Annotated in this window: 28 protein-coding genes and 1 riboswitch; of the genes, 5 read left to right on the forward strand and 23 right to left on the reverse strand. The window is 35.9% G+C overall.

The window, feature by feature from the left end:
• The 4 genes from EKM60_RS10130 to EKM60_RS10145 all read right to left on the reverse strand — a co-directional run.
• Positions 1-374 (reverse strand): DDE-type integrase/transposase/recombinase (locus tag EKM60_RS10130; RefSeq protein WP_164508384.1); only part of this gene is annotated, 374 nt, incomplete at its 3' end.
• Between the two features lie 13 nt (positions 375-387).
• The gene (locus tag EKM60_RS10135; protein WP_125715104.1) at positions 388-753 is read right to left on the reverse strand and encodes a CAP domain-containing protein; all 366 of its coding nucleotides are present in this window, start codon (positions 751-753) and stop codon (positions 388-390) included.
• Positions 744-1,484, reverse strand: a complete 741-nt coding sequence (locus EKM60_RS10140; protein WP_125715106.1) for an SLAP domain-containing protein — start codon at positions 1,482-1,484, stop codon at positions 744-746. Before EKM60_RS10140 ends, EKM60_RS10135 begins: the two co-directional genes overlap by 10 nt.
• Positions 1,485-1,621: 137 nt before the next feature.
• Positions 1,622-3,973: a helicase C-terminal domain-containing protein gene (locus EKM60_RS10145; protein WP_125715108.1), complete on the reverse strand. Its 2,352-nt coding sequence runs from the start codon at positions 3,971-3,973 to the stop codon at positions 1,622-1,624.
• A gap of 150 nt (positions 3,974-4,123) precedes the next feature.
• Between EKM60_RS10145 and trhA the strand changes: the two genes are divergently transcribed.
• Entirely contained in the window at positions 4,124-4,777 is a 654-nt protein-coding gene (gene trhA, locus EKM60_RS10150; protein WP_125715110.1) for a PAQR family membrane homeostasis protein TrhA, read from the forward strand.
• A 162-nt stretch (positions 4,778-4,939) separates the two neighbouring features.
• Here the strand turns inward: trhA and EKM60_RS10155 are convergent, their stop codons facing one another.
• The 19 genes from EKM60_RS10155 to EKM60_RS10245 form a co-directional block, all read right to left on the reverse strand.
• The gene (locus tag EKM60_RS10155; RefSeq protein ID WP_125715112.1) at positions 4,940-5,239 is read right to left on the reverse strand and encodes a hypothetical protein; all 300 of its coding nucleotides are present in this window, start codon (positions 5,237-5,239) and stop codon (positions 4,940-4,942) included.
• A gap of 13 nt (positions 5,240-5,252) precedes the next feature.
• Positions 5,253-5,510, reverse strand: coding sequence for a hypothetical protein (locus EKM60_RS10160; protein WP_125715114.1), 258 nt, complete (start codon positions 5,508-5,510; stop codon positions 5,253-5,255).
• A gap of 175 nt (positions 5,511-5,685) precedes the next feature.
• The gene (locus EKM60_RS10165; protein WP_125715116.1) at positions 5,686-6,171 is read right to left on the reverse strand and encodes a dihydrofolate reductase; all 486 of its coding nucleotides are present in this window, start codon (positions 6,169-6,171) and stop codon (positions 5,686-5,688) included.
• A gap of 13 nt (positions 6,172-6,184) precedes the next feature.
• Entirely contained in the window at positions 6,185-7,135 is a 951-nt protein-coding gene (locus EKM60_RS10170) for a thymidylate synthase (protein ID WP_125715118.1), read from the reverse strand.
• Between the two features lie 10 nt (positions 7,136-7,145).
• The gene (locus EKM60_RS10175) at positions 7,146-8,972 is read right to left on the reverse strand and encodes an ABC-F family ATP-binding cassette domain-containing protein (RefSeq protein WP_318530697.1); all 1,827 of its coding nucleotides are present in this window, start codon (positions 8,970-8,972) and stop codon (positions 7,146-7,148) included.
• Positions 8,973-9,137: 165 nt separating this feature from the next.
• Positions 9,138-9,602: a hypothetical protein gene (locus EKM60_RS10180; RefSeq protein ID WP_125715122.1), complete on the reverse strand. Its 465-nt coding sequence runs from the start codon at positions 9,600-9,602 to the stop codon at positions 9,138-9,140.
• 45 nt (positions 9,603-9,647) lie between these two features.
• The gene (locus EKM60_RS10185) at positions 9,648-10,850 is read right to left on the reverse strand and encodes a CCA tRNA nucleotidyltransferase (protein ID WP_125715124.1); all 1,203 of its coding nucleotides are present in this window, start codon (positions 10,848-10,850) and stop codon (positions 9,648-9,650) included.
• 17 nt (positions 10,851-10,867) lie between these two features.
• Complete coding sequence (locus EKM60_RS10190; RefSeq protein WP_125715126.1) at positions 10,868-12,112, reverse strand: tetratricopeptide repeat protein; 1,245 nt, start codon at positions 12,110-12,112, stop codon at positions 10,868-10,870.
• Positions 12,113-12,174: 62 nt separating this feature from the next.
• Entirely contained in the window at positions 12,175-12,450 is a 276-nt protein-coding gene (locus tag EKM60_RS10195; protein WP_010623460.1) for an HU family DNA-binding protein, read from the reverse strand.
• A gap of 186 nt (positions 12,451-12,636) precedes the next feature.
• Positions 12,637-13,950 (reverse strand): ribosome biogenesis GTPase Der, encoded by a 1,314-nt coding sequence (der, locus tag EKM60_RS10200; protein WP_125715128.1) that lies wholly within the window; start codon positions 13,948-13,950, stop codon positions 12,637-12,639.
• 27 nt (positions 13,951-13,977) lie between these two features.
• Positions 13,978-14,634, reverse strand: a complete 657-nt coding sequence (cmk, locus tag EKM60_RS10205; RefSeq protein WP_125715130.1) for a (d)CMP kinase — start codon at positions 14,632-14,634, stop codon at positions 13,978-13,980.
• Between the two features lie 66 nt (positions 14,635-14,700).
• The gene (locus EKM60_RS10210; RefSeq protein ID WP_125715132.1) at positions 14,701-15,792 is read right to left on the reverse strand and encodes a LysM peptidoglycan-binding domain-containing protein; all 1,092 of its coding nucleotides are present in this window, start codon (positions 15,790-15,792) and stop codon (positions 14,701-14,703) included.
• 82 nt (positions 15,793-15,874) lie between these two features.
• Positions 15,875-16,435: an ECF transporter S component gene (locus EKM60_RS10215; protein WP_125715134.1), complete on the reverse strand. Its 561-nt coding sequence runs from the start codon at positions 16,433-16,435 to the stop codon at positions 15,875-15,877.
• 67 nt (positions 16,436-16,502) lie between these two features.
• A riboswitch (FMN riboswitch) is annotated at positions 16,503-16,622 on the reverse strand.
• A gap of 33 nt (positions 16,623-16,655) precedes the next feature.
• Positions 16,656-17,387, reverse strand: coding sequence for a pseudouridine synthase (locus EKM60_RS10220; protein ID WP_125715136.1), 732 nt, complete (start codon positions 17,385-17,387; stop codon positions 16,656-16,658).
• A 3-nt stretch (positions 17,388-17,390) separates the two neighbouring features.
• Positions 17,391-17,897: an SMC-Scp complex subunit ScpB gene (gene scpB / locus EKM60_RS10225; protein ID WP_164508386.1), complete on the reverse strand. Its 507-nt coding sequence runs from the start codon at positions 17,895-17,897 to the stop codon at positions 17,391-17,393.
• Positions 17,898-17,917: 20 nt separating this feature from the next.
• A complete protein-coding gene (locus EKM60_RS10230; RefSeq protein ID WP_125715140.1) occupies positions 17,918-18,646 on the reverse strand; it encodes a segregation and condensation protein A in 729 nt (242 codons plus the stop codon).
• Positions 18,643-19,020: a RibT protein gene (locus EKM60_RS10235; protein WP_125715142.1), complete on the reverse strand. Its 378-nt coding sequence runs from the start codon at positions 19,018-19,020 to the stop codon at positions 18,643-18,645. The genes EKM60_RS10230 and EKM60_RS10235 overlap by 4 nt, the downstream gene beginning before the upstream one ends.
• Positions 19,021-19,031: 11 nt before the next feature.
• Positions 19,032-19,919: a site-specific tyrosine recombinase XerD gene (gene xerD / locus EKM60_RS10240; protein WP_125715154.1), complete on the reverse strand. Its 888-nt coding sequence runs from the start codon at positions 19,917-19,919 to the stop codon at positions 19,032-19,034.
• Positions 19,920-19,955: 36 nt separating this feature from the next.
• Positions 19,956-20,816 (reverse strand): CvfB family protein, encoded by an 861-nt coding sequence (locus EKM60_RS10245; RefSeq protein ID WP_125715144.1) that lies wholly within the window; start codon positions 20,814-20,816, stop codon positions 19,956-19,958.
• Between the two features lie 192 nt (positions 20,817-21,008).
• Here EKM60_RS10245 and EKM60_RS10250 point away from each other — a divergent pair, with 192 nt between their 5' ends.
• Genes EKM60_RS10250 through EKM60_RS10265 form a run of 4 tightly spaced genes read left to right on the forward strand, consistent with a single transcriptional unit; the run spans position 21,009 to position 25,799 of the window.
• Positions 21,009-21,455 (forward strand): PTS fructose transporter subunit IIA, encoded by a 447-nt coding sequence (locus EKM60_RS10250; RefSeq protein ID WP_125715146.1) that lies wholly within the window; start codon positions 21,009-21,011, stop codon positions 21,453-21,455.
• A 12-nt stretch (positions 21,456-21,467) separates the two neighbouring features.
• A complete protein-coding gene (locus tag EKM60_RS10255) occupies positions 21,468-22,901 on the forward strand; it encodes a PTS fructose-like transporter subunit IIBC (protein WP_125715148.1) in 1,434 nt (477 codons plus the stop codon).
• Positions 22,902-22,954: 53 nt separating this feature from the next.
• Positions 22,955-24,121 carry a MalY/PatB family protein gene (locus EKM60_RS10260; protein WP_125715150.1) on the forward strand — a complete coding sequence of 389 codons (1,167 nt, stop codon included), beginning with the start codon at positions 22,955-22,957 and terminating at the stop codon, positions 24,119-24,121.
• 1 nt (position 24,122) lies between these two features.
• Entirely contained in the window at positions 24,123-25,799 is a 1,677-nt protein-coding gene (locus EKM60_RS10265; RefSeq protein WP_125715152.1) for a PTS sugar transporter subunit IIA, read from the forward strand.
• The last annotated feature ends 186 nt before the right edge of the window (positions 25,800-25,985 follow it).

Here is a 25,985-nt window from a genome sequence, read left to right on the forward strand (position 1 = left end):
ATATTATATCTGTAAAGACATTCTCTTTTAAGTAGGTTAAAAAAACTCTCAATGGGGGCATTGTCGTGACAATTGCCCTTTCGAGACATACTTTGCTCAATACCCATTGTTTTTAGGGCATCTCGATAATACTTAAGTTGATAATGCCATCCTTGATCAGAGTGGAGGATGGGGTTCAAATGTGGGTCTATATTTTGTTTTAATTTTTCTAGAGTATCTAGTATGAGTAATTTGTTAGGACTCAAGCTTATTGAATAAGACAATATTTCGCCGCTGGCCTGGTCATAAAAAAAGTGCCCTAAAGTTGTTAGATTATGTCTAACAATTTTAGGGCACTTCATGGTCAGAACCTTTTTTTTATTTGATTCAATCATATCTTTTTAATGTTTAGTATGGTTCACTAGCAAAATGCTCAACTACGTAATATCCAGTTCCACCAGCGTTCTTAGAAACCCCAACTCCAATTCTAGTAAACTTGTTAGTTACCAATGGCATAGCATGACCCTGATCAGAAAGAAATCCCGTCCAAGCACCTTCTGCTGTATCTCCTAATGAACTACCATCAATATAGCCTAAAGTTGTTAAGTTTTCGTCAACACTAAAATCAAGCGCCTCTAATGTACCATCACCGATAGAGGTATCCCAGCCTCTTCCATCCGGTCTATCATGACTGTATGCATCAATTGCTTCTTCAGCTCTAACTTGTGATGATTCAACTAAGAGTGGGTCTACTCTTTGTGGATTTAATCCCATTTCTTGTCTATGTTTAGCAATATTAGCATAATAGCTTGTTTTACAGATTCTGTTGAAGGAATTTCAGGCGTTGGTTTTGTTACTTCACCAGTACCTCCATTATTATCAGTGTCCGTAGAGCCATTATTTGCGTTGCCGGTATTATTATCAGTATTTGTATCTGTTCCATTGTTTGAAGAATTATTATTGTTAATTGCAAAGTTAGCAATATATTCAATGTTTGATGGTTCGTTACCATTAATTACCATTGAGTTGTGATTTGCCCATTCGTGAGTGGATACTTGGAAGTACACCTCACCTTTACTATTCTTAACAACTCTACCAACTTGCCAAGATGAACCTTGTGCAAGGCTTCTTGTGTCAGATAACTTGTTTTGAGAATCATCAAACAATCTAACATTTTTCATTGCATAACCAACTAATTTTGTATTTTGATCTGATGAACTATTTTCCCCGCTCAAAGTTACATCAGAACTGTTAACAAACTCATTAGTAGAAACTTGATACATTGTAGTACCGTTAATTGTAACAGTTTCTCCTACTTGCCAAGGTGTACTTGCTGCTAAAGCACGGTTGCTTACTGGGCTTCCATCTCTTGTAACTAGATGTGCAATAACTCCATCATGTACAGTGGCAATACTACTTGCATCAACATTAGTCGTTAAACCTAATCCAAGTAAAGCTGCACCTGAAGTGCCAATAATAGCTACTAATAATTTTCCCTTAAACATAATCCACTACCCCTCTTTAATATGATTTTATTAATACCTATTTCACTAATTACTTTATCATACTAGATTTAGGAAAAATATGGTAATTCCAATATCAATGTCATTTCACAAAAAAAGTGCTGTTCATCTGAACAACACTAATCTAAATTTTTCCAAAATCCATCAATTGTTTCTTTCAACTGTGGTAAAGACCTAATTCGTTTATAATTTTTCCAATGATTAGGGAATAGCGTTGTGTAGCGGCTATTAGCGAATCTTTGATCCAGCAGTAAAATAACTCCGACATCTCTACTACTACGGATCAAACGTCCAGCCGCCTGCAAAACATTGTTCATTCCTGGCAACTGATAGGCATAGGCAAAGCCCTTACCGTTATCCTGATCGTAATAATCACGGATCAAATTATTTTCTGAACTCAATCCTGGTAAACCAACACTGACGATTCCAACGCCAATAAGACGAGTACCGTCTAAGTCTATTCCTTCGGAGAAGATTCCCCCTAATACACAAAATCCTATGAGCGTTTCTTTAGGATCTGCTTGAAATTGTTCAAGAAATTCTTGACGAGCAATACTATCCATTTCATTTTGCTGTTCAATAACTTTCACATCTGGACAGGCTTTTTCAAAGGCATCTTCAATTTGCCTTAGGTATCCATATGAAGGAAAGAAGAACAAATAATTTCCGGTTTTGGCTTCAATCATTGTTTTCAAACTAGATACAATGGCATTCTCACTATATTGCCTCTGACTGTATGTCGTCTGAATATACTGTGTAACTAGTATATCTTGGTTCTGTGGCGGAAACGGCGACGGCAAGCGATACGCTAAACTATTATCAATTCCACCCAAAACATTTTGATAGTAGTCCATTGGCGTTAAAGTAGCTGAGAAAAGCACTGCACCTGATCCCAATTTCATTGAATTATCTAAAAATTCACTTGGATCTAAGCACAATTGTTTCACTACCACGAGATTACCCTCCAAAACGATTCTCGTATGATAGCTGTCATTATACAAATTACCGATTTTAACAAAAGTCAGACAATCAAAAAAATAATCTTGAACGCTCTTGGTCAATTCAGATGGCTTTTGTTGCTGCATCCAATCAGTGATAAACTCATCAAACTTTCGCAATACTTTTAATAATTTTTCTGGTGCTTCATCAGTAATGTATTCATCTTGATCTTCCAAATCATCTGAAATTTGTTTAAAACAGCGACGAACTTTTTTGAGTTGTTTCTGTAGATTTTCACTAGCTTGAGTTTTATCTTTTTTTGCCAACTTCAACAAATTAGCGATCGGCTGGTTACTAATTTCTGCAGAGTACATATCTCGAGAGCGACTGACCAAATTGTGCGCCTCATCGATCAAAAAGAAGTTGTCAGGATCACTTTCGGTAAAAAATCGTTGTAAATAGACTAATGGATCAAATAGATAATTATAGTCGCAAATAATAACATCACAAAAAAGTGAAGCATCCAATGAAAATTCAAACGGATCAAGTGTATGTTTCCGTGCATATTTTTCGATAACCGGTCGAGTTAAGACATCTTCATGCGTCAGAATATCCTTCAAAGCTGGTTTGAGACGATCATAATACCCAATCATATACGGATTCTCTTCTGGCAAAAGATCCTGTTCTTCGACGAATTTGATCTGCTCTTTGGCAGTCAAGGTAATACTTTTTATGTGCAGACCGTTTTCTTCCATCATCTGAATGGCTTCTTCAGCCACGTGTCTCGTACTCTGTTTAGCCGTCAGATAAAACAATCGTTCGATCATATCTTCACCCATCGCTTTAACCGCCGGGAACAATGTTGAGATGGTCTTACCCGTTCCCGTGGGTGCTTCAACAAACAGTCTTTTCTGAAGATAAATGGTTTTATAAACTGCCCCGGCTAATTCATGCTGTCCCGTACGAAATTCTGGAAATGGAAAAGCTAGGTCTTTAATAGATGCATTACGTGTTTTACGCATATCAGCACGTAATTTTAACCAATATTCATATTCAGCGATTAACTTATTAAAAAATTTGGTTAATTGTGTTTTAGTAAAAACCTTTTTTATTTTAGTTATTTTTTCGTTGGTAACTTGAAAATATGTCAGTTGTAAAGTTACTTCTTGATAATCCTCATCTTGCAACAAAAGATAGCCATACACTTTTACCTGACCCCAGTATAAATCGTTAGTATTTTCGGTTAAGTCCTCGTATGCTTGGTCTGAAGTCTTGATCTCCTCGATCAAAACTCCATCATCAGTGGTTTGAATTCCATCAGCACGACCAGAAATAATATATTCTTGATCGTTCATAGTGACAGCCTTCTTTAAGTAAACTTCACTTTCATAATCAAATGAACGGTGGCTTTGCAGCTGCCGATGTATTCTAGCCCCAGCTAAAGCAGTATTTTGACTATTTTTGGTTTCAACTAAATCTCCTTTACGCAAAACAAATTCGACTAGTTGCCTAATCCCGATTTTCGTTGCCACACTGCTCACCCCCAATTGAAATCATCATTTATCATTATAAAACATACGTTCGCAATTGTCTGTAAAAAATGGACTGTATTCTAAATCACTTATTATTGATTTTTATGTATTATAATATAGTTAACTAATCTGAAAGTAGAGATCTTCAAATTGAGTAAAATTAAGAAAGCTTTCTCCAGAAGATATATCATCACCAATGAAGTATTCAGTGCGATTACACACGGTATCGGAATTATTCTAGCTATCATTGGCGCAGTATTTTTATTGATCAAAGGATTCAAGAGCGGTGATGCTCTGACGATAACAGCCTACTTCATCTATGCGTTTACCTTGTTTTTCTTATACCTGAGTTCAACTTTATTTCACAGTCTGTACTTCACCAAAGCAAAGCGAGTCTTCCAAATTTTTGACCACAGTTCGATTTTTCTGATGATTGCTGGTACGTATACTCCATACTGCTTATTGGCTCTTAGAGGTACAGCATTCGGTATTGTGATCCTATCAGTTATCTGGGTCTTAGCAATCTTTGGAATACTTTACAAAATATTCAACGTTGGTAGATTCAAATATTTCGAAACACTCTTATATGTTTTAATGGGTTGGGCCATTATTATTGCAATGAAACCACTCTATCAATCTATTGGTGCAACCGGAATTTGGCTATTAGTATTTGGTGGTATCGCCTTTACTTTAGGAGCTGGTGTCTATCTGCTTAAAAATCTTAAATATGTACATGTGATCTGGCATATCTTTGTTATGATCGGTACGGCATTGATGTTCTTTTCAGTTTACCTATATGTTTAAGTTCTAAATAGAGGTTTATTTCGTATCCAGGTCTGATAGTAATAAATAGTTACATATAACAAAAATAGGAGCTGTATTCTACTTGATTTATCTCAGGCGGAATGCAGCTCTTATTTTATAAGAATCAAAAATTCTAGGTTATGTAATTTTATTTATTAAATATTAATCATGGTCAGCTTCAAAATCATTTTCTTTTTGCCAAGCAACTTGATAAGCGTACCGTTCCGCATCATCATCCGTCGTAGGACTGCTCTCTTTTACATCTATCTTAGGAACTACAGTCGTTGTCTTAGCCAACTTGTTGTCCATATTCAAATATACAAAATAATCAGTATCCCCTACTAAAGCCTGTTCACTAACATTTTCGATCAACTGATTTATTGCAACCATCTGACCAGGTTTTAGTGTAAGAGTACCAGTCTTAGAAGAAGGGAACTTAGTTGATTCATCTACAAATACCATAAATTTAGACTTATCAAATTGAATTGTCCTTTGTCTCGTCTTTATCTTGAGAAAATTTGAATTTCACATTTTTCTTATCAGCTTTACTCAAATTTTGATAGTATGATGTTTTTGTTTTAATGATAGATGTTTTCTTAACACTATTATTTTTAGTACCGTTTGATGTTGAGCTGCATCCCCCTAAAATACTACCCATCAACAGCAATGCATCATAAATAAAATATATTTTTTCATAATCTTTGCCCCATATCCCCTTAATACTAAAATTCAATTAAGTATTTTATCTTCTTTAAGATAGATTATTTTACTTTAATGATCATTACACAAGTATTATATTACATATTTAGTTCTTTGAAAAATATTTTTAGAAAAATAAAAAGTCCATTCATCAATTAAATTCAATGAATGGACTCTATTAATATTCAATAACACTATACACGAAAGGTTTATTTACGTTGATAAGTCTCAAATACATATGGATAAACATTCTTCTCATCAACAACACCAGACTTTTTCTCGGTCAATTTAAACTTACTATAATCCAAATCGATCATCTTAACATCTCCATCAAACTCATGATCGATCCGAGTAACATAAAGTCGATCAACAATATCTTTGAAGACATCAAAAATTTTGCTACCGCCAATAACGACTATCTCGGACTTATCTTCATATTTAGACAACTCCGAAATATCTGTTATCAAGACAGCTGGATCACTAACTTGATAATCAGGATTTCTCGACATTACAATATTTAAACGTTTTGGCAGCGGACCATTAGGAAAGCTCTCATACGTCCGGCGTCCCATGACGATAGTTTTACCGATCGTCAATTCTTTAAAACGTTTCATATCATTTGGCAAGGTCCATGGCAATTGACCTTTATAGCCAATAACGTGATTTTTATCCTCGGCCCACAAAAAGCTGATCATATCTATCTCTCCTTTAAACGGCGACAGGTGCCTTGATTGCTGGTGCTGGGTCATAACCGACCATCTTAATATCCGTTGTATCCAAATCAAAAATGCTCTTATCCGAATTTATTTCAAGCTTAGGCCCCTTAGCGGGTTGTCTCGACAATTGTAGTTTGACTTGCTCAATGTGATTTGAATAAATATGCGCATCACCAAGAGTATGAATGAACTCTCCCACTTCAAGACCAGTCTCACGAGCAATAAGATGTGTCAATAAAGCATAGCTGGCAATATTAAATGGTACACCCAAAAAGAGGTCACCGCTTCTTTGATATAGCTGACAGGATAACTTACCGTCATTTACATAAAACTGGAACAGCGTATGACATGGAGGCAATGCCATTGTAGGAACATCTTCGGGATTCCAGGCACTGACGATCAAACGTCTTGAATCTGGTGTGGTTTTTATTTGTTCGATCACATTCTTGATTTGATCAATAAACCCACCTTCACGTGTCTGCCAATGACGCCACTGAGCACCGTAAACAAAGCCTAGATCACCGTATTTCCTGGAAAAATCATCATCAGTTAAGATTTTTTGATCAAAGGCCTTTTTCTCAACCTTATAATCTTTCGCAAATTCAGGATCAACTAAACTGCGGTGACCAAAATCAGTCATATCTGGACCTTTATAGTCGGAACTTTCAATATATTTTTTAAAAGCCCATTCATCCCAAATGTGATTTTTATGTTCGAGCAAATATCTAATATTCGTATCACCATGTAAAAACCAGAGTAATTCACTTTTGATCAATCCAAAAGGGACTTTTTTAGTCGTCAAAAGTGGAAATGACTCTTGCAAGTCAAATCTCATCTGATATCCAAAGGTGCTGATCGTTCCAGTACCGGTACGATCTGATTTTTGATGACCCTTTTCTAAAACATACTTCAACAAGTCTAAATATTGCTGTTCATTGTTCATTTATTTTCTCCTAGGCAAATTGACCTAAATATTCCCAACGCTCCATCAGTTTATCAGCCTCGGCATTCTTTTCGTCCAATTCACGTTGATAATCCATTAATTTTTGATAGTCATTATTATCGTCAGTTAACTGTTTCTTCAAAGCAGTGATCTCGTCGTCTAATTTTTCGATCTTAGGCTCTAATTTATCAAATTCCATTTGTTCTGAATAAGTTAACTTAGTCTTCTCAGCTGTTTTCTTTGCTGGCTGATCAACCTTTTCTTCAGCTTTCTTTTCCTTAACTTCCTCATTCTTTTCTTGACTCATCTTTTTAACATACTCTGAATATGAGTCATAGCTTTCTTGGATCTTACCATTGCCTTTAAATACCAATAGCTTATCAGCCACTTTATCAAGGAAGTAACGATCATGGGATACAGCCATAACTGTCCCCTTAAAGTTTTCCAAATAATTTTCAAGGATAGTTAAGGTACCAATATCCAAATTATTAGTTGGCTCATCCAAAAGTAAAACGTTTGGTTGTTTGATCAAAATTGCCAACAGATACAAACGTCTCTTTTCACCACCGGATAGCTCACGAATGTAAGCACCCTGCATCTTGTGGTCGAACATAAAAGTATCCAATAATTGTGAAGCAGACATTGATTCGCCATCAGAATTTCTGACGCCTTGTCCAATGCCTTCAAGATAACGAATGACACGTTTTTCAGGGTCCATGTCTTCAGTGTACTGAGTGTAATATCCGATTTTGACGGTTTGTCCAGTCTTGATCTCACCTGAATCTAATGGGATCTTCTTTACTATCGTATTCAAAAAGGTAGTTTTACCAGAACCATTGGCACCAGTAATACCAATCCTATCTCCTCTAGTAACTAAATAACTAAAATCATCAATGATAACCTGATTATCAAACTTGAGACTAGCGTCTTTGATATTGAAAACATCATTACCCAATCTCTGTTGGGCAATATCAATTGTCATATCCATCTTAGCTTCAGGTTTATTTTGTAAATCTTCTTTCAAATCTTGGAAACGATCTTTTCTAGCTTGTTGTTTCGTTCCACGAGCTTTAACACCAGCACGCATCCATTCGAGTTCTTGTTTGAACATTTGTGTCTTGTGATGTTGTTCAGAATTATAGATTTCTTCGTTAGTTGCCTTTTGTTGTAGATATTTCTCATAATTACCAGAATATTCAGTAATATTTTGATTTTCCAACTCAAAAATTCTAGTTGATACTTTATTCAAGAAGTAACGATCATGGGTCACGAATAGCACAGAACCACGATATTTATTCAAATAACCTTCCAACCAATCAATTGCTTCATAATCCAAATGGTTAGTCGGCTCGTCTAAGATCAATAGATCTGAATCAGAAATCAAAGCTTGTGCTAAAGCTACACGTCTCTGTTGACCACCAGACAGCTCTTTGACTAATTTGTCGAGTTCCGTTATACCCAGTTTATTCAGGATCGATTTGACATCGGATTCCATTTGCCACGCTTCAGCAGCATTCATTTTTTCTTGTAGTTTAAAGAATTCATCCTGAATTTTTTTGTCAGTCGAATTATTGTTAAACTGCGTCAATGATTTTTCATATTGACGGATCAATTGGAATTGTTCACCATTGCCGGCAAAAACAGCATCAATGACTGATAGATCCTCGTCAAGCTCTGGTTGCTGTCTAAGATAAGTCATCTTATAGTCCTTGGGTTTTTCCATGTCGATCGTATTTAATTCATTGGTATTAACGATACCGTCAAGTAGTGTTGTTTTACCAGCACCATTCAAACCAAGCAGACCAATTCGATCTCCTTCGTTAATTGTAAAGGTCACGTCTTTAAAAAGGGTTCTTTCTCCAAAAGTTTTGGAGGCATTAGATATATTTAAAGTTTTCAAATAATTCACCACGTATTTTCTTAATTACTTAATATTCTAGACGAACGAAGGCATTAAAAAAAGAGAAAGGACTAATTTATAGTCCATCCTCTTAAATAAATCTTACAATTCGTTCTTATATAGATCGAAAACTGTATGTGCAGGATCGATTGTTAAATAAAGATTACCAGTCTTCTTTGAAATTGCAGATGATTGATAAATGTTATCTAAACCATCTGCATCTTTCTTCTTGAATGGGAAGTAAATTTGTAATGGATCTTTATCTTCGTCATCTTCAAAAACAAGATCACATTTTTCGATATCTTGATACTTCATGATACGGTTGAACATTCCATCGGCCATTGCAGCTGTAGAAACATCAGCATCTTTAATATAGTCAGCATCTGGAAGAATCTCGATTCTGAAGCGCTTACATGGATGGATCTCTTGCATTCTACCTCCTGCAATACGTCCATAACTAGTTGTAACACGGCTTAGCCAGACATCGCTCATTTCACTATGACTAACTGTCCAAGTATCATCGTTTCTAAAATAGAACTTCAATTCTTTAAATACATGCTTTGACATATTATCACCCTTTCAATACTTTATTAACTTAATGATACCACAGCATTAACGATTGCTTAACACATAAACTTTCAATTCATCAAAATAATTGGAAACGTTTTCCTTAACTACAGCTTTTTCGACATTTTTAAGCATTTTTCCAATTTCTGGACCGGGGTTAATGCCTAAAATTTTGATCAAATCGTTACCAGTAATAGCTAAATCATGACTCGACCTGATCGGTATTTGTTCAACTGTTTCTGAAAGTTTATTATATTCAATTTTAATATCAAATAATTGACACAATGTGACTGTCCGTTCAAAATTGTCGATACCCAAGCTATAGATCTCCCAAGTATCAAAATTTTTATTGGCAAATAATTCCAACATTTCATAAGTTGCCAAACTAGCCTCACGAGTTTTATTGGAGACCTTCCAAACTCGCAATAGTTTATTTAAATCTTGATCAGATAATTGCAGAGCATATCCAATTGCGGCCCAGATTGCATCTTCATCCATAAACTTGACCGGTTCCAGTTTGGTCAATTTAACTAGTGATGAACCGTGTTGTTTCATACCAGGAGCATAGTCACAGAGTTTGAAAGTTAAGAAGTTAGCAAATCCCTTTTGCCATGCTTGACCGAGCATCATTTTGATGAACTCTTCACGTGTACGTTCAACGGCAATTTTTTCTAATAAGTGGGCATTCAAAGCAATTGCTTCAGCTGTCTTATTTTCGATCTTAAAATTCAGTTGTGATTGGAATCTGACGGCACGCATCATTCGCAAAGCGTCTTCATGGAATCGTTCTTCAGCTTTACCGACGGCACGGATCAGGTGATCATCAAGATCCTTTAAACCATCAAATTTATCGATAACATCCCCATTACGGTCTAACGCTAAAGCATTGATAGTAAAGTCACGGCGCTTGAGGTCATCTTCCAATGAACGCACAAATGTCACTTGATCAGGACGTCGGTAGTCTTGATAGCCTGATTCAGTTCTAAATGTCGTGATCTCATATGATGAACCACTAAAAAGAACCGTCACAGTACCGTGTTGAATCCCGGTATCGACGGTATGTTTAAAGATTTCTTTTATTTCTTCTGGATAAGCACTTGTAGCGATATCCACATCATGGATCGGTAATCCTAGGATATGATCACGTACACTTCCGCCGACAAAATAGGCCTCATATCCGGCCTGTTCAATTTCTTTTAAGACTGGCAGAGCTCTTTTGAAGTCTGCAGGAAGTTCTTTCATACGCATAAAAATACCTCACCTTTTTAAATCTGTTCTAATAATTCTTGCATATCAATATCGTCTGGATCAAGTTTCAAGTACATTTGCAGAGCAACCTTTAAGACTTCTTTATTACCACTGCTACGTAAGATCTCGATCACATCTGACAGATAGTCCAAGTTATCCTTAAAATCATCAAAGACTAGCAAAATATTATCTTGTGCCAATTTTTGATTGTCAGTTTCATAATATGATTTAGCTAAATTCCAAGTAAGTTTTGGATTATTACTCAAGTCCATACCATCTAACAGATCAAGATTATTCTTGAAACGTCCACGAGTAATATAGAAATCACTCAATTTAACGATCAATGGTAGTGGATTCTCAACCTTTTTGATCCCAGTTGACATCAAAGCTAGAGCTTCATCCAAATTATCGGCTGTACCAGCTTCAAAAGCGATCATATAAAGATTTTCATCCAATTCATTCAAGTTCAATCCTAGTTGAGCATACTTGAATGCATCATCATTTTTCTTCAAATTCAAGAAGTCATCTGCCAAGATACTGTAAGCTGTTGGGTAATCATGATTAACATCTAATAGCTGTTCCAAAACTTTAACAGACTTATTATAATCTTTTACTTGATTATATAAAAATCCTAATTGATATTGGGCATCTTCATTTAATTCAATAGCATTTAATTGTTCAAACTCGGCAATTGCTTCTTCGTATTCACCAGCACCGGCTAATGAACTAGCCTTACGCAAGTCGATCGAAATACCTGAATAATTGTCGATCCCAGCATCTAACAAAATATTATAGTAAGTTAATGCCTTGTCAAATTTATTTTCATCGAAATACAATTCAGCTAAAGCAAACTTGAAAACTTCTTCATCTTGAAAAGTTCTAATACCCGTCAAAAGTTTTTGTTCACTTACTTCATATAAGCCTTGTGATTGATAAATATCAGCCGAAACTAACAAACTTTCAGCATATGAATCATCATCAGGTTCAATTTTAGTGATGTAATCCAGTGCTTTATCGGAATCACCATCTGATACGGCGATTTCAGCCAGTCTAGAGAGGATTTGTCCTTCATCTGGATAGTGAACTAGCAAGGCCTCATAAACGACTCTAGCCTGAACTGACAGTCCTCTGCTCAAAAGCGTTTCCGCTAAAGAAAATTGTGTTTGGTCGTCGTCTTGTTCAATTGATGATTGGATCAATCCATCTACATCGCTGAATTCACCAGCATCAATATTTTCAATTACTTCATTTGCTTTACTCACAAATATACCTCCAAAAATTTAAACATAAAAAAGACGGTCAATTGACCGCCCCTAAAAAATCATTATTTAACTGAGTCTTTCAAAGCTTTACCTGGCTTGAATGCAGGAACCTTACTTGCAGGGATCTTAATTTCTTCACCTGTTTGTGGGTTACGACCTTTACGAGCAGCACGTTGACGTACTTCAAAGTTACCAAAGCCGATTAATTGAACTTTGTTACCTTCTGATAAGTTTTCTTGGATTGATTCAAAAACAGCATCTACAGCTGAAGTTGCATCTTTCTTTGTTAAACCAGTTTTACTTGCAACACTATCGATAAGTTCTGCTTTATTTGCCATACATAATACCTCCGGAGATTTGTATAAATAATTTAGAACACATGAACGACGACTGTGTTCATCATTCCAATATTCAAAATACCATAGCACCAAGGCTGTGGCAAGTTTTAACCCCTTAAAAAGCCTTAAAACTGCATTTATTTGTAATAATTTACTAAAATCGCTCAAATTGGCGTCAATTCGGGATTATTTACGCTTTCTAGGCAAGATCTTTATTGGTGTTCCCTCAAAGTCAAATGTGTCTCTTAATTGGTTGATCAAGAAACGTTCATATGAGAAATGCAACAATTCATTGTCATTAACGAACACAACAAATGTTGGAGGTTGAACGGCCACTTGGGTCATATAATAGATACGCAATCTCTTACCATTAACAACTGGTGTTGGAGCAATTGAAGTTGCACGCAACAATAAGTCATTAAGGATGGATGATTGAATTCTTCTTTGACGGTTATCGTAAACTCGAGAAACCAATTCTGGAATTTGATCAAGTCTTTGATTCTTTACAGCCGACGTAAATAGGATCGGTGCATAGGCCAAATATTGAAATTCTGTACGAATTTGGTTTTCAAAGTCCTTCATAGTGTTGGTATCTTTTTTCAAAGCATCCCACTTATTGACAACGATAATAACACCTTTACCGGCATTATGAGCGTATCCTGCTACACGTTTATCTTGTTCACGAATACCTTCTTCAGCATTCAAAACAACACAGACAACGTCTGACTTGTCAATTGCACTCAAAGCTCTTAAAACAGAATACTTTTCAGTATTTTCGTAGACTTTACCACGTTTTCTGATACCAGCAGTATCAATGATCGTAAAGTCTTTATCCATTTTTTCATCATGATACTTAGTATCGACGGCATCACGAGTAGTACCTTCCATATTAGAAACGATAACACGTTCATCGCCTAAAATAGCATTAACTAATGATGACTTACCGACATTAGGACGACCAATGAAACTAAATTTAACAGATTCATCTTCTTCATGCTTAGCATCTGATGGAAAGGCATGAACGATTTCATCCAAAAGATCACCAATACCAGTACCTTGAGCACCAGAAATTGGATTTGGATCACCGAATCCTAAAGTATAAAAGTCATATATATTTTGACGTTGTTCTGGATTATCGGTCTTATTTACCGCTAAAACAATTGGCTTTTTGGTACGGTAAAGAATCTTTGCAACATCTTCATCCTCTTTGATAACACCATTTTGACCGTTAACAATAAAGACAATAACATCTGCTTCATCAATTGCGATTTCAGCTTGGTTCTTGATTTGAACGGTCAATGGTTCACCACTCATATCAATACCACCTGTATCGATCAATCTAAATTCTTTTCCCAACCAGCTTGCTCGGGCATAGATCCTATCTCTAGTAACACCCGGTGTATCTTCAACAATAGACAGACGTTCGTTGATAATTCGATTAAAAATCGTTGATTTACCAACATTTGGGCGTCCAACTAATGCAACTACGGGAACAGCCATAAATCTACCTCCTCATATTTCTAAATATTATTTTTCATTAACAATTTCAGTTACACGTTTTACTACTTGTTCGATCGTCATATCAGAAGTATCAACCTCGATCGCATCGTCAGCCTTCTTTAATGGAGAAATCTTACGATGAGAATCCTTATAGTCACGAGTAGCTATTTCATCTTCTAATTGTGCTAACGGAACATCGATCCCGCGCTCCTTATTATCCTTAAATCTACGTTGTGCACGTACTGAAACACTGGCAATCAAGAAAATTTTAACTTCCGCATTAGGCAAAACTGTCGTACCGATATCACGACCGTCCATAACAATATTAGTATTGTCGGCCATTTTGCGCTGCATTTCAACCAATTCTGTTCTTACTTCTTTGATTGCAGACACTTGTGAGACATTATTAGTGATTTCTTCAGTACGGATCACTTCTGAAACATCCTCATCATCTAAAAAGACATGTTGACCGTCTTCTTTGTTAACAAAATAAATCTTATGATCATGCATTAAATTTAAAATACCTGATTCATCACCATAATCTACTTGATTCTTTTTTGCAAGTAAAGTTACTGTACGATACATGGCACCCGTATCACAATAAACAAAATCTAAATTTTTAGCAATTAATTTGGCAATAGTACTTTTACCAGCTGAAGCTGGACCATCTATGGCAATTTGCATTACTTATTCTCTCCTTAACAAAAGGGTCTTTCGACAAATTAATGTCCAAGACCCTTTCTTAAACTTCTATTTTAATCTTAATGTTGTACCTGGTGTTAATGTAGATACCCCACCATTTAAAGCTTTTAATTGAGCTGTTGTCATATTGTTATTGTAAGCAATTCTAAACCAGTTGTCGCCGGCCTTTACTGTATAAGATGAGGCAGCTGCTGATGAAGATGAGTTACTGTTGGTAGTATCTTGTGACTGCGATTGTGATGTATCAGTTGTTCCAGTTGATTGACTGTCATTATTACTATTAGTAGTAGTTCCAGTTGTCGCTTGATTCTCTGAATTATCAGTTGTCGCATTGCTTTGGCTGTTATCAGCTGATTGACTATCAGTATCATTAGAAGTATCAGCATCATTATTGTTATCAGTTGTTGATTTCTTCTTATTAGTTTTCTTAGTTGACTTCTTCTTTGTTGCTTTCTTTTTCTTAGGAGTAGTCTTCTTTTTGGTACTCTTGTCTTTACTCTCAACTGATTTCTCAGATTGAGTACTATCAATATTATTTCCACTACCATGCATTGCATTAATAACAACTGGAGCGAACATAATAATGATCAAAGCAATAACCAATGTAGTAACCAATGTATGATTCCCACGTTGCTTTTTCTTACTTATGGTACGAGATACATGACCACTCTCATCATTATCATTATCAAAGCTCTTTTCCCAAGGCTTAGCTTCATCTTCTGACTCAGCTTGCTCTGGTTGTTCACTTTCAGTTGGCTCTTCTTGTTCTTGATCTTGTTGTGGTTCTGTCTGATCAGAAACTGGTTGTTGTTCCTCTGAAACCTCGGACTGACCCAAATGATCCGGCTCTGATTGACTAGCATGCAGATGATCATCTTCATCAGCTGAAGGTGTTGGAATAACTGGTGCCACTGGAGTCTCAAAATCATTATTTGAACTTGGGGCATCTTCTTGAACTGTTTCATTTTGTTCAGGTCGTGACTCAGGCTCTTGATTCTGATTGTCTTGAATATCTTCATTATCATCAGATGGTATCAAATGATATTTCTTTAAATCTTCTTGACTGACTGATCCTTCTAATCCAGCAGTTGAATTTGGGATATTTTCACCAGAAGTGTTATTTTTGTTGTTATCGGCCATTAAAAACCAACCTCCTAATTTCTATCCCTTAAAGCATATCATAAAAAATGAATTTTTTTCTTTAAAGATTTCTAAAGAATCGCTAGTTTGCGGTTTTATTAACGAAATGACCCTTCAAGCGTGGGTAGACAACTAAAACACCCACAGAAACGATCAATGACTTAACAATATTAAATGGAATAACTCCGGTTGCTACGTATTTTGCCAAACTCATATTCAATTGCATCCCGATCACATTAATGTAAAGAGGCATGATAACAAAATAGTTTAAAACTGACATAACAACTGTCATAGAAATTGTTCCAGCGATGACGGCCATAGTTTTATTATTTCTCTTCCAGAAATATCCAAAAGGTAATAATAAAGCAATCGCTCCAATTACATTAGCACCGTTACCGATAATTCCTGCAACGCCTGATCCCGTGACCAACCAATGTACTAAAGCTTTGAGTAGCGCAATCAAACTGCCGCCCACCGGTCCGTAAAAAATTGTTCCTATAATCGTGACAATGTCACTTAAATCCACCTTCAAGAATGGGAACCATGGTAATACTGGGAACTCGAAAAACATAATAATTGCCGCGAATGCTGCAAAAATTGACACCGTTACCTTTTCTTGAAATTTGTAAGTACTCTTTCCCATAAAATCAACCTTCCTTGCCGATTTCCAAAGAAAATAGGCCTATTTTGGGCATACCAAAACAGACCTAATCTGTTTTCTTTCATCTAGACTTTACTATCGGTTTGGGAATTGAACCCAATCAACCAGGTAAACCTGGGTCGCGGACTATACCGCCGGTCGGGAATTTCACCCTGCCCTGAAAACCAACTTATTAAATTTTTAACAAACTAAATATAACAGATTACTTCTTTTCTTTCAACTTAGCAACTTCGATTCTAGATAAATCACGATATTTACCGGAAACTAATCCATCTAAAGTCAAGAAACCATACTTTTCACGAGAAAGTTTATTTACGGGGTGACCAACGGCCGCAAACATATTTTTAACTTGATGATTGTGACCTTCATGGATAACCAATTTAACAATTGATGTCCCCTTCTTTGTGTCTTTTGACATAACTGTAACTTTAGCGGGTGATGTCTTGTAGTCTTTCAATTTCATACCATGTTCAAGTCTCTTGATATCTTCGACAGCCAATGTTCCCTGAATCTTAGCGATATAAGTCTTTTCAACGTGATATTTAGGATGCATTAATCTATTAGCAAAATCACCGTCGTTAGTTAAAAGGATCAAACCTGAAGTATCGTAGTCCAATCTTCCGACCGGATAAACACGTTCTCTAAAGTCATCTTCCAATAAATCAGTAATAACTTTACGGTCTTTGTCATCTTTAACGGCTGAAATAACACCACGAGGTTTGTACATTAAAATATAACGTTTCTTCTCATCATGGATCGGAACACCGTCAACCTCGATCTTGTCACGATGGTCAACTTTGACACCCATTTCCTTAACAACTTTTCCATTAACTAAAACGTGGCCGCCAGCAATCAATTCTTCTGACTTGCGTCTTGAAGCGACCCCTGCTTCAGCCATAGCTTTTTGTAATCTCATTTTTTCTAATTCTGCCATTTATTATTCCTCTTTATAATTCTCAAATTTTTCAATCTTAGGAAGTTCTTCAATATTCTTAATTCCAAAGTAATCAAAAAATTCATCTGTCACGACATACAAATTCGGATGACCAATGACATCTTTTTTGCCATTTTCTTTGATTAATTTTCGAGCCAATAAAGTATTGATACTACCAGAACTCTGAACACCTCTGATCTCATCAACCTCTATTCTAGTTATTGGTTGACGATAAGCCACAATTGACAACACTTCCAGAGCAGCCTGACTAAGTTTTGTTCCTAACCCGGTCTTAAAGTATTTTGTCAGCAGTTCACTATACTCACTCTTAGTGATCAATTTATAAGTCGAATTATACTGTGACAGCATGATACCGGATTCTTCGTCGCTCATCAATTTTATTTTCAATTGTTCTACACTTTGTCGTAATGCCGCACGATCCATTTCTAACAGATCTGCTAAATCTTTTTCTTTAATACCTTGATCTCCTGCTACAAAGAGTAAGGCCATGATTTTTGCTTGATACACTTTTAATTCCTCAATTCAATAAATAAATCACTTTGATAGTCACTTTGTATTGCTAGAACTTGTTGTTTTCTGACCATCTCCAAAACAGCCATAAAATTAGTTACAACTTCTTCAATATTATCATGAAGCTTTAAAAGCGATTGGAAATTAGTTTTTTTGATTTTTGTTAATTTTTGCAAAATATTCTCTTCAGCATCTTCAATTGACAGTGTTTCATTTTGAATGATTTCTGTCTGTGGCTGACGATTACTTTGATTGATCAATAGATCCAGATAAGTTTCTTTCAAATCATCCAATGCTACTGAATCGGGTAGAAGAAATTTGTCGACCGGAATCTGTGAGACACTGATATCCTTGTCAAAAGATAGTCGGCGCATCTTTTCTTTTTCAGCAAAATACTCAGAAACACGTTTGAATGTTTGATAAGTCAACAACTGAGAAACTAGCTGATCTCTAGGATCTTCCATTTCTAAGTCGTCATCATCAAATTCATCCGGGGCTATCGGTAACAGCATTTTACTTTTGATAGACATTAAAGTCGAAGCCATTACCAAATAGTCTCCTGCAATATCTAGTTCTAAAACTTTCATCTTGTTTAGATAATCAAGATACTGCTGCGTGATCTGAGCAATGGGGATGTCATAAATATCAATTTTTGATTCTTTGATCAAATGTAGTAATAAATCAATTGGACCTTCAAAATCGGTCAAAATTAAGTTCAATTTTTTCATTCTTCTTCAGACACTTCCTCAGCTTGCCTATTGTGCCAGCCTTTGATCAATTTTACAAGGTTAAAGTTACCGAGAATTGTTTGGTTAGGAAATCTTTGTTGAACTTCATCCAAAATTTTATACATATTGCTTTGTGATCGATAAGAGGGATTCAATGAAATATATTCAACAAAAACCGTATGTTCAGAAAACGACAAGGCAACTATCCCTGAAAAATCTTCTAAATTACTCTTCCAAAGATACAGCTGCCTATTTTCATCTTCAGCGTATAGTCTCAGTTCTTGTTCCATATTATCCATATCTTTTAAATCAGGGATATAAGATAGAAATCCCATGGCTATTTTCTTATTTTCGTCACTGTATTTATTTAGCATAAATCCTCCAATTAGGCACGCGGATGAGCCCTGTTATAAACCTGTTTCATTTGCGTCTTATTAATATGCGTATAAATTTGCGTTGTAGAAATATCTGAATGTCCTAATAATTCCTGTACCACACGAAGATCGGCACCGTTCTCTAATAAATTAGTAGCAAAAGAATGTCTTAACGTATGGGGTGTTACATCCTTTTTGATACCAACTTTTTGAATATATTTCTTGATCATTCGCCAAATCGACTGACGAGTTAGTTTTTTACCGCGAAAATTCAAGAATACTTCCTTTTGATCTCCATATTTTTCGACCAAATACACTCTAGTTTCCGCAAAATATTTATTCAACCATTTAATAGCCGTATCACCGATCGGTAATAACCGTTCTTTATCACCCTTACCAAGAGTTTTTATTAAACCTAAGTCTAGATGCAGATCATCCATAGCTAAATTCACTAATTCACTGACTCGTAAACCAGTTGCATACATTACTTCAAAGATAGCCCTATCTCTGACTCCTAATGCTGTCGAAATATCTGGCGACTCGATCAGAGAGTCTACTTCTTCCATTGACAAAACAACCGGTAAATGAGAGCCCTTTTTGGGTGCATCTAACTCATTCATCGGATTACTTTGGATCTTATCGGTTAATTCCAACCATTGATAGAACTTTTTTAAAGCTGAAAACATTCTCATCTGAGAAGTCTTAGATTTTCCTTGCTTATCTTGTTCAGCAAAAAAATTAGTTACTAGGAAGTGATCCTTGGGGTAACTAGTTATTTTATGTTCTTCTAAATAACAACTGTATTCATACAGATCTTGATGATACGAAATGATCGTATTTTTTGATAAACCACGATCTAATCGCAAGTATCGCGAATAGTCATTTAAAGCATCCAGCATAGCCTGGTTCTTTAATGTTTTATCCAAATTATCACCTTACTTTAAAGAAGTGTAACCGTCTTTTTGCTCGATCTTACCTTGTTTCATTAAATTACCTAGAGCACGTTTGAAACTCCCCTTACTGATACCAAAGTATTCACGAATGTCATCAGGATCACTCTTATCAGTATACGGAATCTTGCCATCAACAGCATGTTCCAAAACTGCCATGATCATTTGAGCGTCAGGAGTAATTTCTTCAAAGGCACGTGGCTTCAATGAAAGGTTCAAACGTCTGTGACTTGAACCAATAACACGAGCAGTTACATGTTGTCCGATGTGCATTGGACCATCTTGCTCATTTTTATGAATAAAGCCTAGATAATAATCTTTAGTGATCACAAAAGTACCAGAATCTCTGATTGCAATAACAGTAGATTCTTTATCTTTATTTTTATCATCTAAACTAGCACTACGCATTAATTGCATATAAATATTTAAATCAGCTAATTTTCCCCATAGACGGCCTTTATGGTCTATAACTAGCTTAACCATTAGTGTATCTCCCTTTTTAGGCCACTCGGAGTGCTCTAATGGAAGATCATCTAATGAAACAGCGATATCTTTATCATCAAGTCCGATATCTACAAAGACACCAAGGTCAGTTCTAACCTCAGTTACTTCAGCAAAATCCCATACGCCTTGTAAGACACCAGGAAGTTTAGTTGTCATACGATTCTTGTGTGCCTGGTTCTCATAAACAAATCCAGTAAGTTCATCCCCTAGTTCGGGAACTTCATCTAATTCGCTTAATTTCATTGCAAAGGTATTACCTTCGATCTGAACAAAAGCGTCATCATTATTTAAGTCTGTAACTGTACCAACAAGTACATTCCCATACATATCTTTTAGTTCCATAATTCACCATATTCTTTTTTTATTTGCTTCTCTATTCTACCAGTAATAGGAAGACTTTTCATAATTTTGGAAGTAGCAAGTAGTTTAATTTTGATGTCACACCTTAGTGACAATTCGCACATTAAACTTGTAATCGTTTTCACATACAATAGATTTTGAAATCAAATAGAACAAACAGAGGAGTCAATACATATGAACATTTTTGAAATCAACCACATCAATATGAATTTAGCAGGTTCTAATCAACACGAAATAATGGAATCTTTAGCTGACCTAGCTTTTAACCTTAATATCATTAACGGCAAGGCTGAATTAGTTAAAGATTACCTAGAACGTGAAGAAGAGTCAACAACTGGTTTTGGTAATGGAGTTGCCATCCCTCATGCACGTTCAAATAATATCAAAGGTGCCACGATCTTGTTTGGCCGTAGCAGTTCTGATATTGAATGGGATTCACTTGATGGAAAACCAGTAAATACTTTTATCAGTTTGCTTGTTCCTGATGATCAAGCTGATGAACATCTAAAATTATTGGCCAAGTTAAGCCGTAAATTAGTCCACAAAGATTTTGTTGAAATTTTAAAAACTGGTTCTGAAACAGAAGTATTCGATGCAATCAATAATATTGTAAACAATTAATGAGGTGATCTTATGACAAAGATAGTAGCAGTAACAAACTGTCCTGCCGGCATTGCTCATACTTATATGGTAGCCGAAGCAATCGAAGAAAAAGCTAAATCACTTGGCTATGAAGTCCATGTAGAAACTCAAGGTGCCAGCGGTGTTGAAAATAAATTAACAACTGAACAAATTGCTGAAGCAGATTATGTTATCTTAGCAATCGGAAAAGGTCTGACAGACCACGATAAAGAAAGATTCAATCAGAAAAAAGTCGTTGAGTTGCCTGTATCAGAGGCTCTAAAACATATCGACACTTTATTCGATGATCTAGAAGGAAACTCTCATGTTCTTTCAGGTTCCAAAGTAAAACTTGGTGCTGATCAAGAAAAAGTTACTGAAGGCGTAATGAGTTACTTAATGGCTGGTGTGTCAGCTGCCTTACCATTTGTTATCGGTGGTGGTCTTTTAATCGCCATTGGTAGTATGATGGTTCAATTCGGAATGCCAAATACTCCACTAGGAAAAGGAACAGAACCTTCCCTAGCCTGGATCATCACTAGCATTGGTAATTTAGGCTTCCAGTTCATGATCCCTATCATGGGTGCATATATTGCTTATGCAATTTCTGATAAACCTGCTTTTGCTCCTGCTTTCCTAGTTACATTTTTAGCAAATGATAATCAATTATTAGGTACTGATTCAGGTGCTGGTTTCCTAGGTGCTATCGTTATCGGTCTTTCAATAGGTTACTTTGTTAAATACTTCAAGAAACTTAAATTGGGCAAGAATTTCCAATCAGTTCTAGGATACATGATCATTCCTTTCGTAACACTATTAGTCTTTGGTTTACTGACTTACTTCTTGATCGGTCCAGCAATGGCTTGGTTAATGAGTGTTATGCTCAGCTTCTTACAAAACATCCCAACTTCAATGAAGGTCGTTGGTGGATTCATCGTCGGAGCTATGTTAGCTTTCGATATGGGTGGTCCCATCAACAAAACAGCTTGGTTCTTTAGTTTTTCACTACTAAGCTCACACGTCTTTAACTGGTACGGTATCGTTGGTGTTGTTACATTACTTCCACCAATGGCCGCCGCTATCTCAACTTGGATCAAACCAGCAATTTTCTCTAAACAAGAAAGAGCTGCATCATGGTCTGCCTTCATAGTTGGTATGACTGTTGCTACAGAACCAGCTATTCCTTATGCTTTAGCCGCTCCACTACCAATGATCACTGCCAACACATTAGCCGGTGGTATCACAGGTGCCTTAACAATTTTCCTTAACGTTGAAAGAACAGCTCCTGGTATCGGTATTTTTGACCCATTACTAGGTCTAGAATCACCATGGTACTGGTTCTACCTCTGTGTAGCTGTTGGATTAGCTCTAAATGTTTTATTCATCATCACATTCAAGAGTTACTGGCTTAAAAGACAAGCCGCAAAAGAAGAAAAAGCTGCTTAAAATTTTGAGGGGTGGGATAATTATCCCGGCCCTTTTTTTGAAAGGAAATATTCATGAAATATAATTTTGACAATGTTATCGATCGTAAAAATACTTACAGTACACAGTGGGATTATATCGCTGATCGTTTTGGCAGAAATGATATTCTCCCCTTCTCAATTTCTGACACAGACTTCCCCGTGCCAGAATCAGTTCAAATTGCCTTAAAAGAGCGGATCGAACATCCCATTTATGGTTATTCACGCTGGAATCATAGTGACTATAAAGACAGCATCGTATACTGGTATCAAGAACGTGACCAATCAGAAATTGATCCTGAATGGATCGTATACAGTCCCAGTGTTATCTTCAGTGTCGCAACCTTTATTCGCTTACTTTCTGAAGAGAATGAAGCAGTCGCAACCTTCACACCAATGTATGATGCTTTCTATAAAGTTATCGAGCAGAATAATCGACTGTTAGTCCCCGTTAGATTAGGTAGCGCTCAAACTGGATATGCGATTGATTGGGATTCTTTAGAGACAGTTTTATCACAAAAACAAACGAAAATTTTTCTTTTAACTAATCCTCATAACCCTACTGGTAAGGTCTTTACGAAAGAGGAATTAGAAAGAATCACACAAATTTGCAAAAAATACCAAGTTTTTGTTATTTCAGATGATATTCATAAAGATATCGTTTATCCTGGAGCTAAATACGTACCGATCACAGATATTAAACAGGAAAATGTGGTCATTTGCTCTTCAGGATCAAAAACTTTCAATACACCGGGATTAATAGGATCATATACCTTGATACCTGACAAAGAATTAAGAGATGCTTTCTTAATAGAGCTCAAGGACAAGAATGCCCTATCATCTGTCAGCATTCTCGGCATGTATGCACAAATGGCGGCATATAGTGCTGAAGGTGTCGAATATCTCGACCAATTAGTACCATACCTTCAGAATAATTTTACAATTATTGATAATTTCTTGAAGAAAAAACTCCCCATGCTAAATTTCAAAATACCACAAGCAACCTATCTAGCATGGATCGATATTTCTGATTTGGGAATGCCAATGAAGGAACTTCAAGATAAATTGATCAATGTTGGTAAAGTTGGCATCATGCCAGGTACGACTTATGGAGATAGTAACTATTTAAGAATGAATATCGCCTGTCCTAAATCCAAATTAGAGGAGGGTTTAAAGCGAATGGAAATAGGCATTCGCGGTTAATATGTTAAATGTTCGGCAAATACAAATTTTAATGTTGCTTTGGAACGGTGATTATACGGGCACTGAACTAGCAGAAAAGGTAAATAGCTCACGCCGGACCATCATCCGTGACATTAACGAAATCAGTCAATACTTAATCGAGAGATCAATTGCGCAGATAAATTCTAGCAGCAAATACCACATGATAATCAAAGACTATCGTAAGTTTCAATCATTAGTCGAGCAGTTTGAAAATGACGACCAAGAGTTTCTCTTTAAATTGTTGATTCTAAAGAATAAAAGTATCGACAATCTGATGTCAGAAACCTATTTATCAAAAAAAGAAGTCGCTAATAGCGTTGAACGACTAAATAATCGTTATCAAGGATTTATTGAAATAACTTCTAAAATCGGCAAGGGCTATCAAATAACTTTTCAAAAGATCACCGAAGTTGATCTACTAGCCTATTTGATCTTCAATAATCCTAAATTGATCCAAGAATTACCAGATTTAAACATGGATTCAATTGATAAACTGATCGAGCAAGATGAAAATTTGATCCCACCTGAAGTAAATAAATATCTCATTGCCAAGCAAATTAGAGCACAATTTATTGCACTAACTATTTGCCAAGTTGATGATATTGGAAAGTTTTATGCTGAAAAGAGTAATGTAACTGCTAAAATAACGTTTAAAAATGTAACCAATGTCGTTCATACAGTTACGAGTAAATACGGATTGCAGTTGGATGAAACTAGTCTAGTAACTGACATCACAGATCATCTCTGCCGAAATAACCTTTTTCCAACCTTCATTTCGACTTCATTGACTAAACAAATCAATGATATCAAGATGAAAAATCCCTTTGCTTTTGATCTCGCCAATGATTTTCGACACGTTGCCGAAGACAATACCAATGACATAATCATTAACGACGAATACATTGGTCTATATGTAGTTCGTGCCATGGATATTATGGCCGAAGATAAGAATATTAAGATTCTGATGTATACCTATCAGCGTTCAATTGCTAATATCAACGAAAATATCCTTCTGGAAAACCTTAACAATATCAACTTAAAGAGTGTCTATTCTAAAGACGAATTTGAACAGCTGTTACAAAAGAACAACTATGATATCAGTATTATGAACGGACCCAGCCAAGATGATGCTGGCAACTTCGATATGTCAGTCAATGGTATTATTAATCAGCAACATATTGCTTACTTGAAACGTATCACTAGTAACTACTATATTCATCGAAATTTAGGCAATATTTTTACACCTAATAACTTCTTGAATATATCCAATGGCAGTGTGGATTATTTGGATAATTTAAAAATTGGTCTAGCTACTTTTAAGGACCGAGATTTATTATCTGATGAATTGATACATACCCTCGTCACTCGTGAAGAAGCCGGTAATCAACTTGTCATTGATGGATTGATTGCTATACCACATGCCGTTGATAACATTAAATTTAGTAATATCTTTGCGATAAAACTAGATAACCCCGTTATTTTGAATAACAGCCCTATTGATTTGATTCTGAGTGTTGTTATAAATGATCGTGAGGAAGAATCAAGACAGATATTCAGCTATCTGTATAAGATATTCCATAATATTTCTAAGGATAAGATTATGAATATTAATGGTTACGAGGATTTGTTTAAAATACTCAATACTGTTCCTGAATAATATTAGGATTTGATTGCCGTCTGCGAATTTAAGTAACTCCACCTGTTAATCGAGTAGGAGGTAAATTAATTACCGACCTCTCACACCACCGTACGTACGGTTCCGTATACGGCGGTTCATTAATTTAAGCATTCTTAATAGACTGGAGTTTCTTGGACATATTCATTAGTCCTAGAGACTCCAGCT

This window comes from Companilactobacillus kedongensis, assembly GCF_003946625.1.
In the GTDB taxonomy this organism is placed as follows: domain Bacteria; phylum Bacillota; class Bacilli; order Lactobacillales; family Lactobacillaceae; genus Companilactobacillus; species Companilactobacillus kedongensis.

Excerpts from the sequence above, each read along its gene's own strand:
- EKM60_RS10135 (WP_125715104.1), bottom strand. The coding sequence starts at position 753 with ATGGGATTAAATCCACAAAGAGTAGACCCACTCTTAGTTGAATCATCA.
- EKM60_RS10140 (WP_125715106.1), bottom strand. The coding sequence starts at position 1,484 with ATGTTTAAGGGAAAATTATTAGTAGCTATTATTGGCACTTCAGGTGCA.
- EKM60_RS10155 (WP_125715112.1), bottom strand. The coding sequence starts at position 5,239 with ATGGTATTTGTAGATGAATCAACTAAGTTCCCTTCTTCTAAGACTGGT.
- EKM60_RS10165 (WP_125715116.1), bottom strand. The coding sequence starts at position 6,171 with ATGATCAGCTTTTTGTGGGCCGAGGATAAAAATCACGTTATTGGCTAT.
- EKM60_RS10170 (WP_125715118.1), bottom strand. The coding sequence starts at position 7,135 with ATGAACAATGAACAGCAATATTTAGACTTGTTGAAGTATGTTTTAGAA.
- EKM60_RS10180 (WP_125715122.1), bottom strand. The coding sequence starts at position 9,602 with ATGTCAAAGCATGTATTTAAAGAATTGAAGTTCTATTTTAGAAACGAT.
- EKM60_RS10185 (WP_125715124.1), bottom strand. The coding sequence starts at position 10,850 with ATGCGTATGAAAGAACTTCCTGCAGACTTCAAAAGAGCTCTGCCAGTC.
- EKM60_RS10195 (WP_010623460.1), bottom strand. The coding sequence starts at position 12,450 with ATGGCAAATAAAGCAGAACTTATCGATAGTGTTGCAAGTAAAACTGGT.
- der (WP_125715128.1), bottom strand. The coding sequence starts at position 13,950 with ATGGCTGTTCCCGTAGTTGCATTAGTTGGACGCCCAAATGTTGGTAAA.
- cmk (WP_125715130.1), bottom strand. The coding sequence starts at position 14,634 with ATGCAAATTGCCATAGATGGTCCAGCTTCAGCTGGTAAAAGTACTATT.
- EKM60_RS10210 (WP_125715132.1), bottom strand. The coding sequence starts at position 15,792 with ATGGCCGATAACAACAAAAATAACACTTCTGGTGAAAATATCCCAAAT.
- EKM60_RS10215 (WP_125715134.1), bottom strand. The coding sequence starts at position 16,435 with ATGGGAAAGAGTACTTACAAATTTCAAGAAAAGGTAACGGTGTCAATT.
- EKM60_RS10220 (WP_125715136.1), bottom strand. The coding sequence starts at position 17,387 with ATGGCAGAATTAGAAAAAATGAGATTACAAAAAGCTATGGCTGAAGCA.
- scpB (WP_164508386.1), bottom strand. The coding sequence starts at position 17,897 with ATGGCCTTACTCTTTGTAGCAGGAGATCAAGGTATTAAAGAAAAAGAT.
- EKM60_RS10230 (WP_125715140.1), bottom strand. The coding sequence starts at position 18,646 with ATGAAAAAATTGAACTTAATTTTGACCGATTTTGAAGGTCCAATTGAT.
- EKM60_RS10235 (WP_125715142.1), bottom strand. The coding sequence starts at position 19,020 with ATGCTAAATAAATACAGTGACGAAAATAAGAAAATAGCCATGGGATTT.
- xerD (WP_125715154.1), bottom strand. The coding sequence starts at position 19,919 with ATGCTGGATGCTTTAAATGACTATTCGCGATACTTGCGATTAGATCGT.
- EKM60_RS10245 (WP_125715144.1), bottom strand. The coding sequence starts at position 20,816 with ATGGAACTAAAAGATATGTATGGGAATGTACTTGTTGGTACAGTTACA.
- EKM60_RS10250 (WP_125715146.1), top strand. The coding sequence starts at position 21,009 with ATGAACATTTTTGAAATCAACCACATCAATATGAATTTAGCAGGTTCT.
- EKM60_RS10255 (WP_125715148.1), top strand. The coding sequence starts at position 21,468 with ATGACAAAGATAGTAGCAGTAACAAACTGTCCTGCCGGCATTGCTCAT.
- EKM60_RS10260 (WP_125715150.1), top strand. The coding sequence starts at position 22,955 with ATGAAATATAATTTTGACAATGTTATCGATCGTAAAAATACTTACAGT.
- EKM60_RS10265 (WP_125715152.1), top strand. The coding sequence starts at position 24,123 with ATGTTAAATGTTCGGCAAATACAAATTTTAATGTTGCTTTGGAACGGT.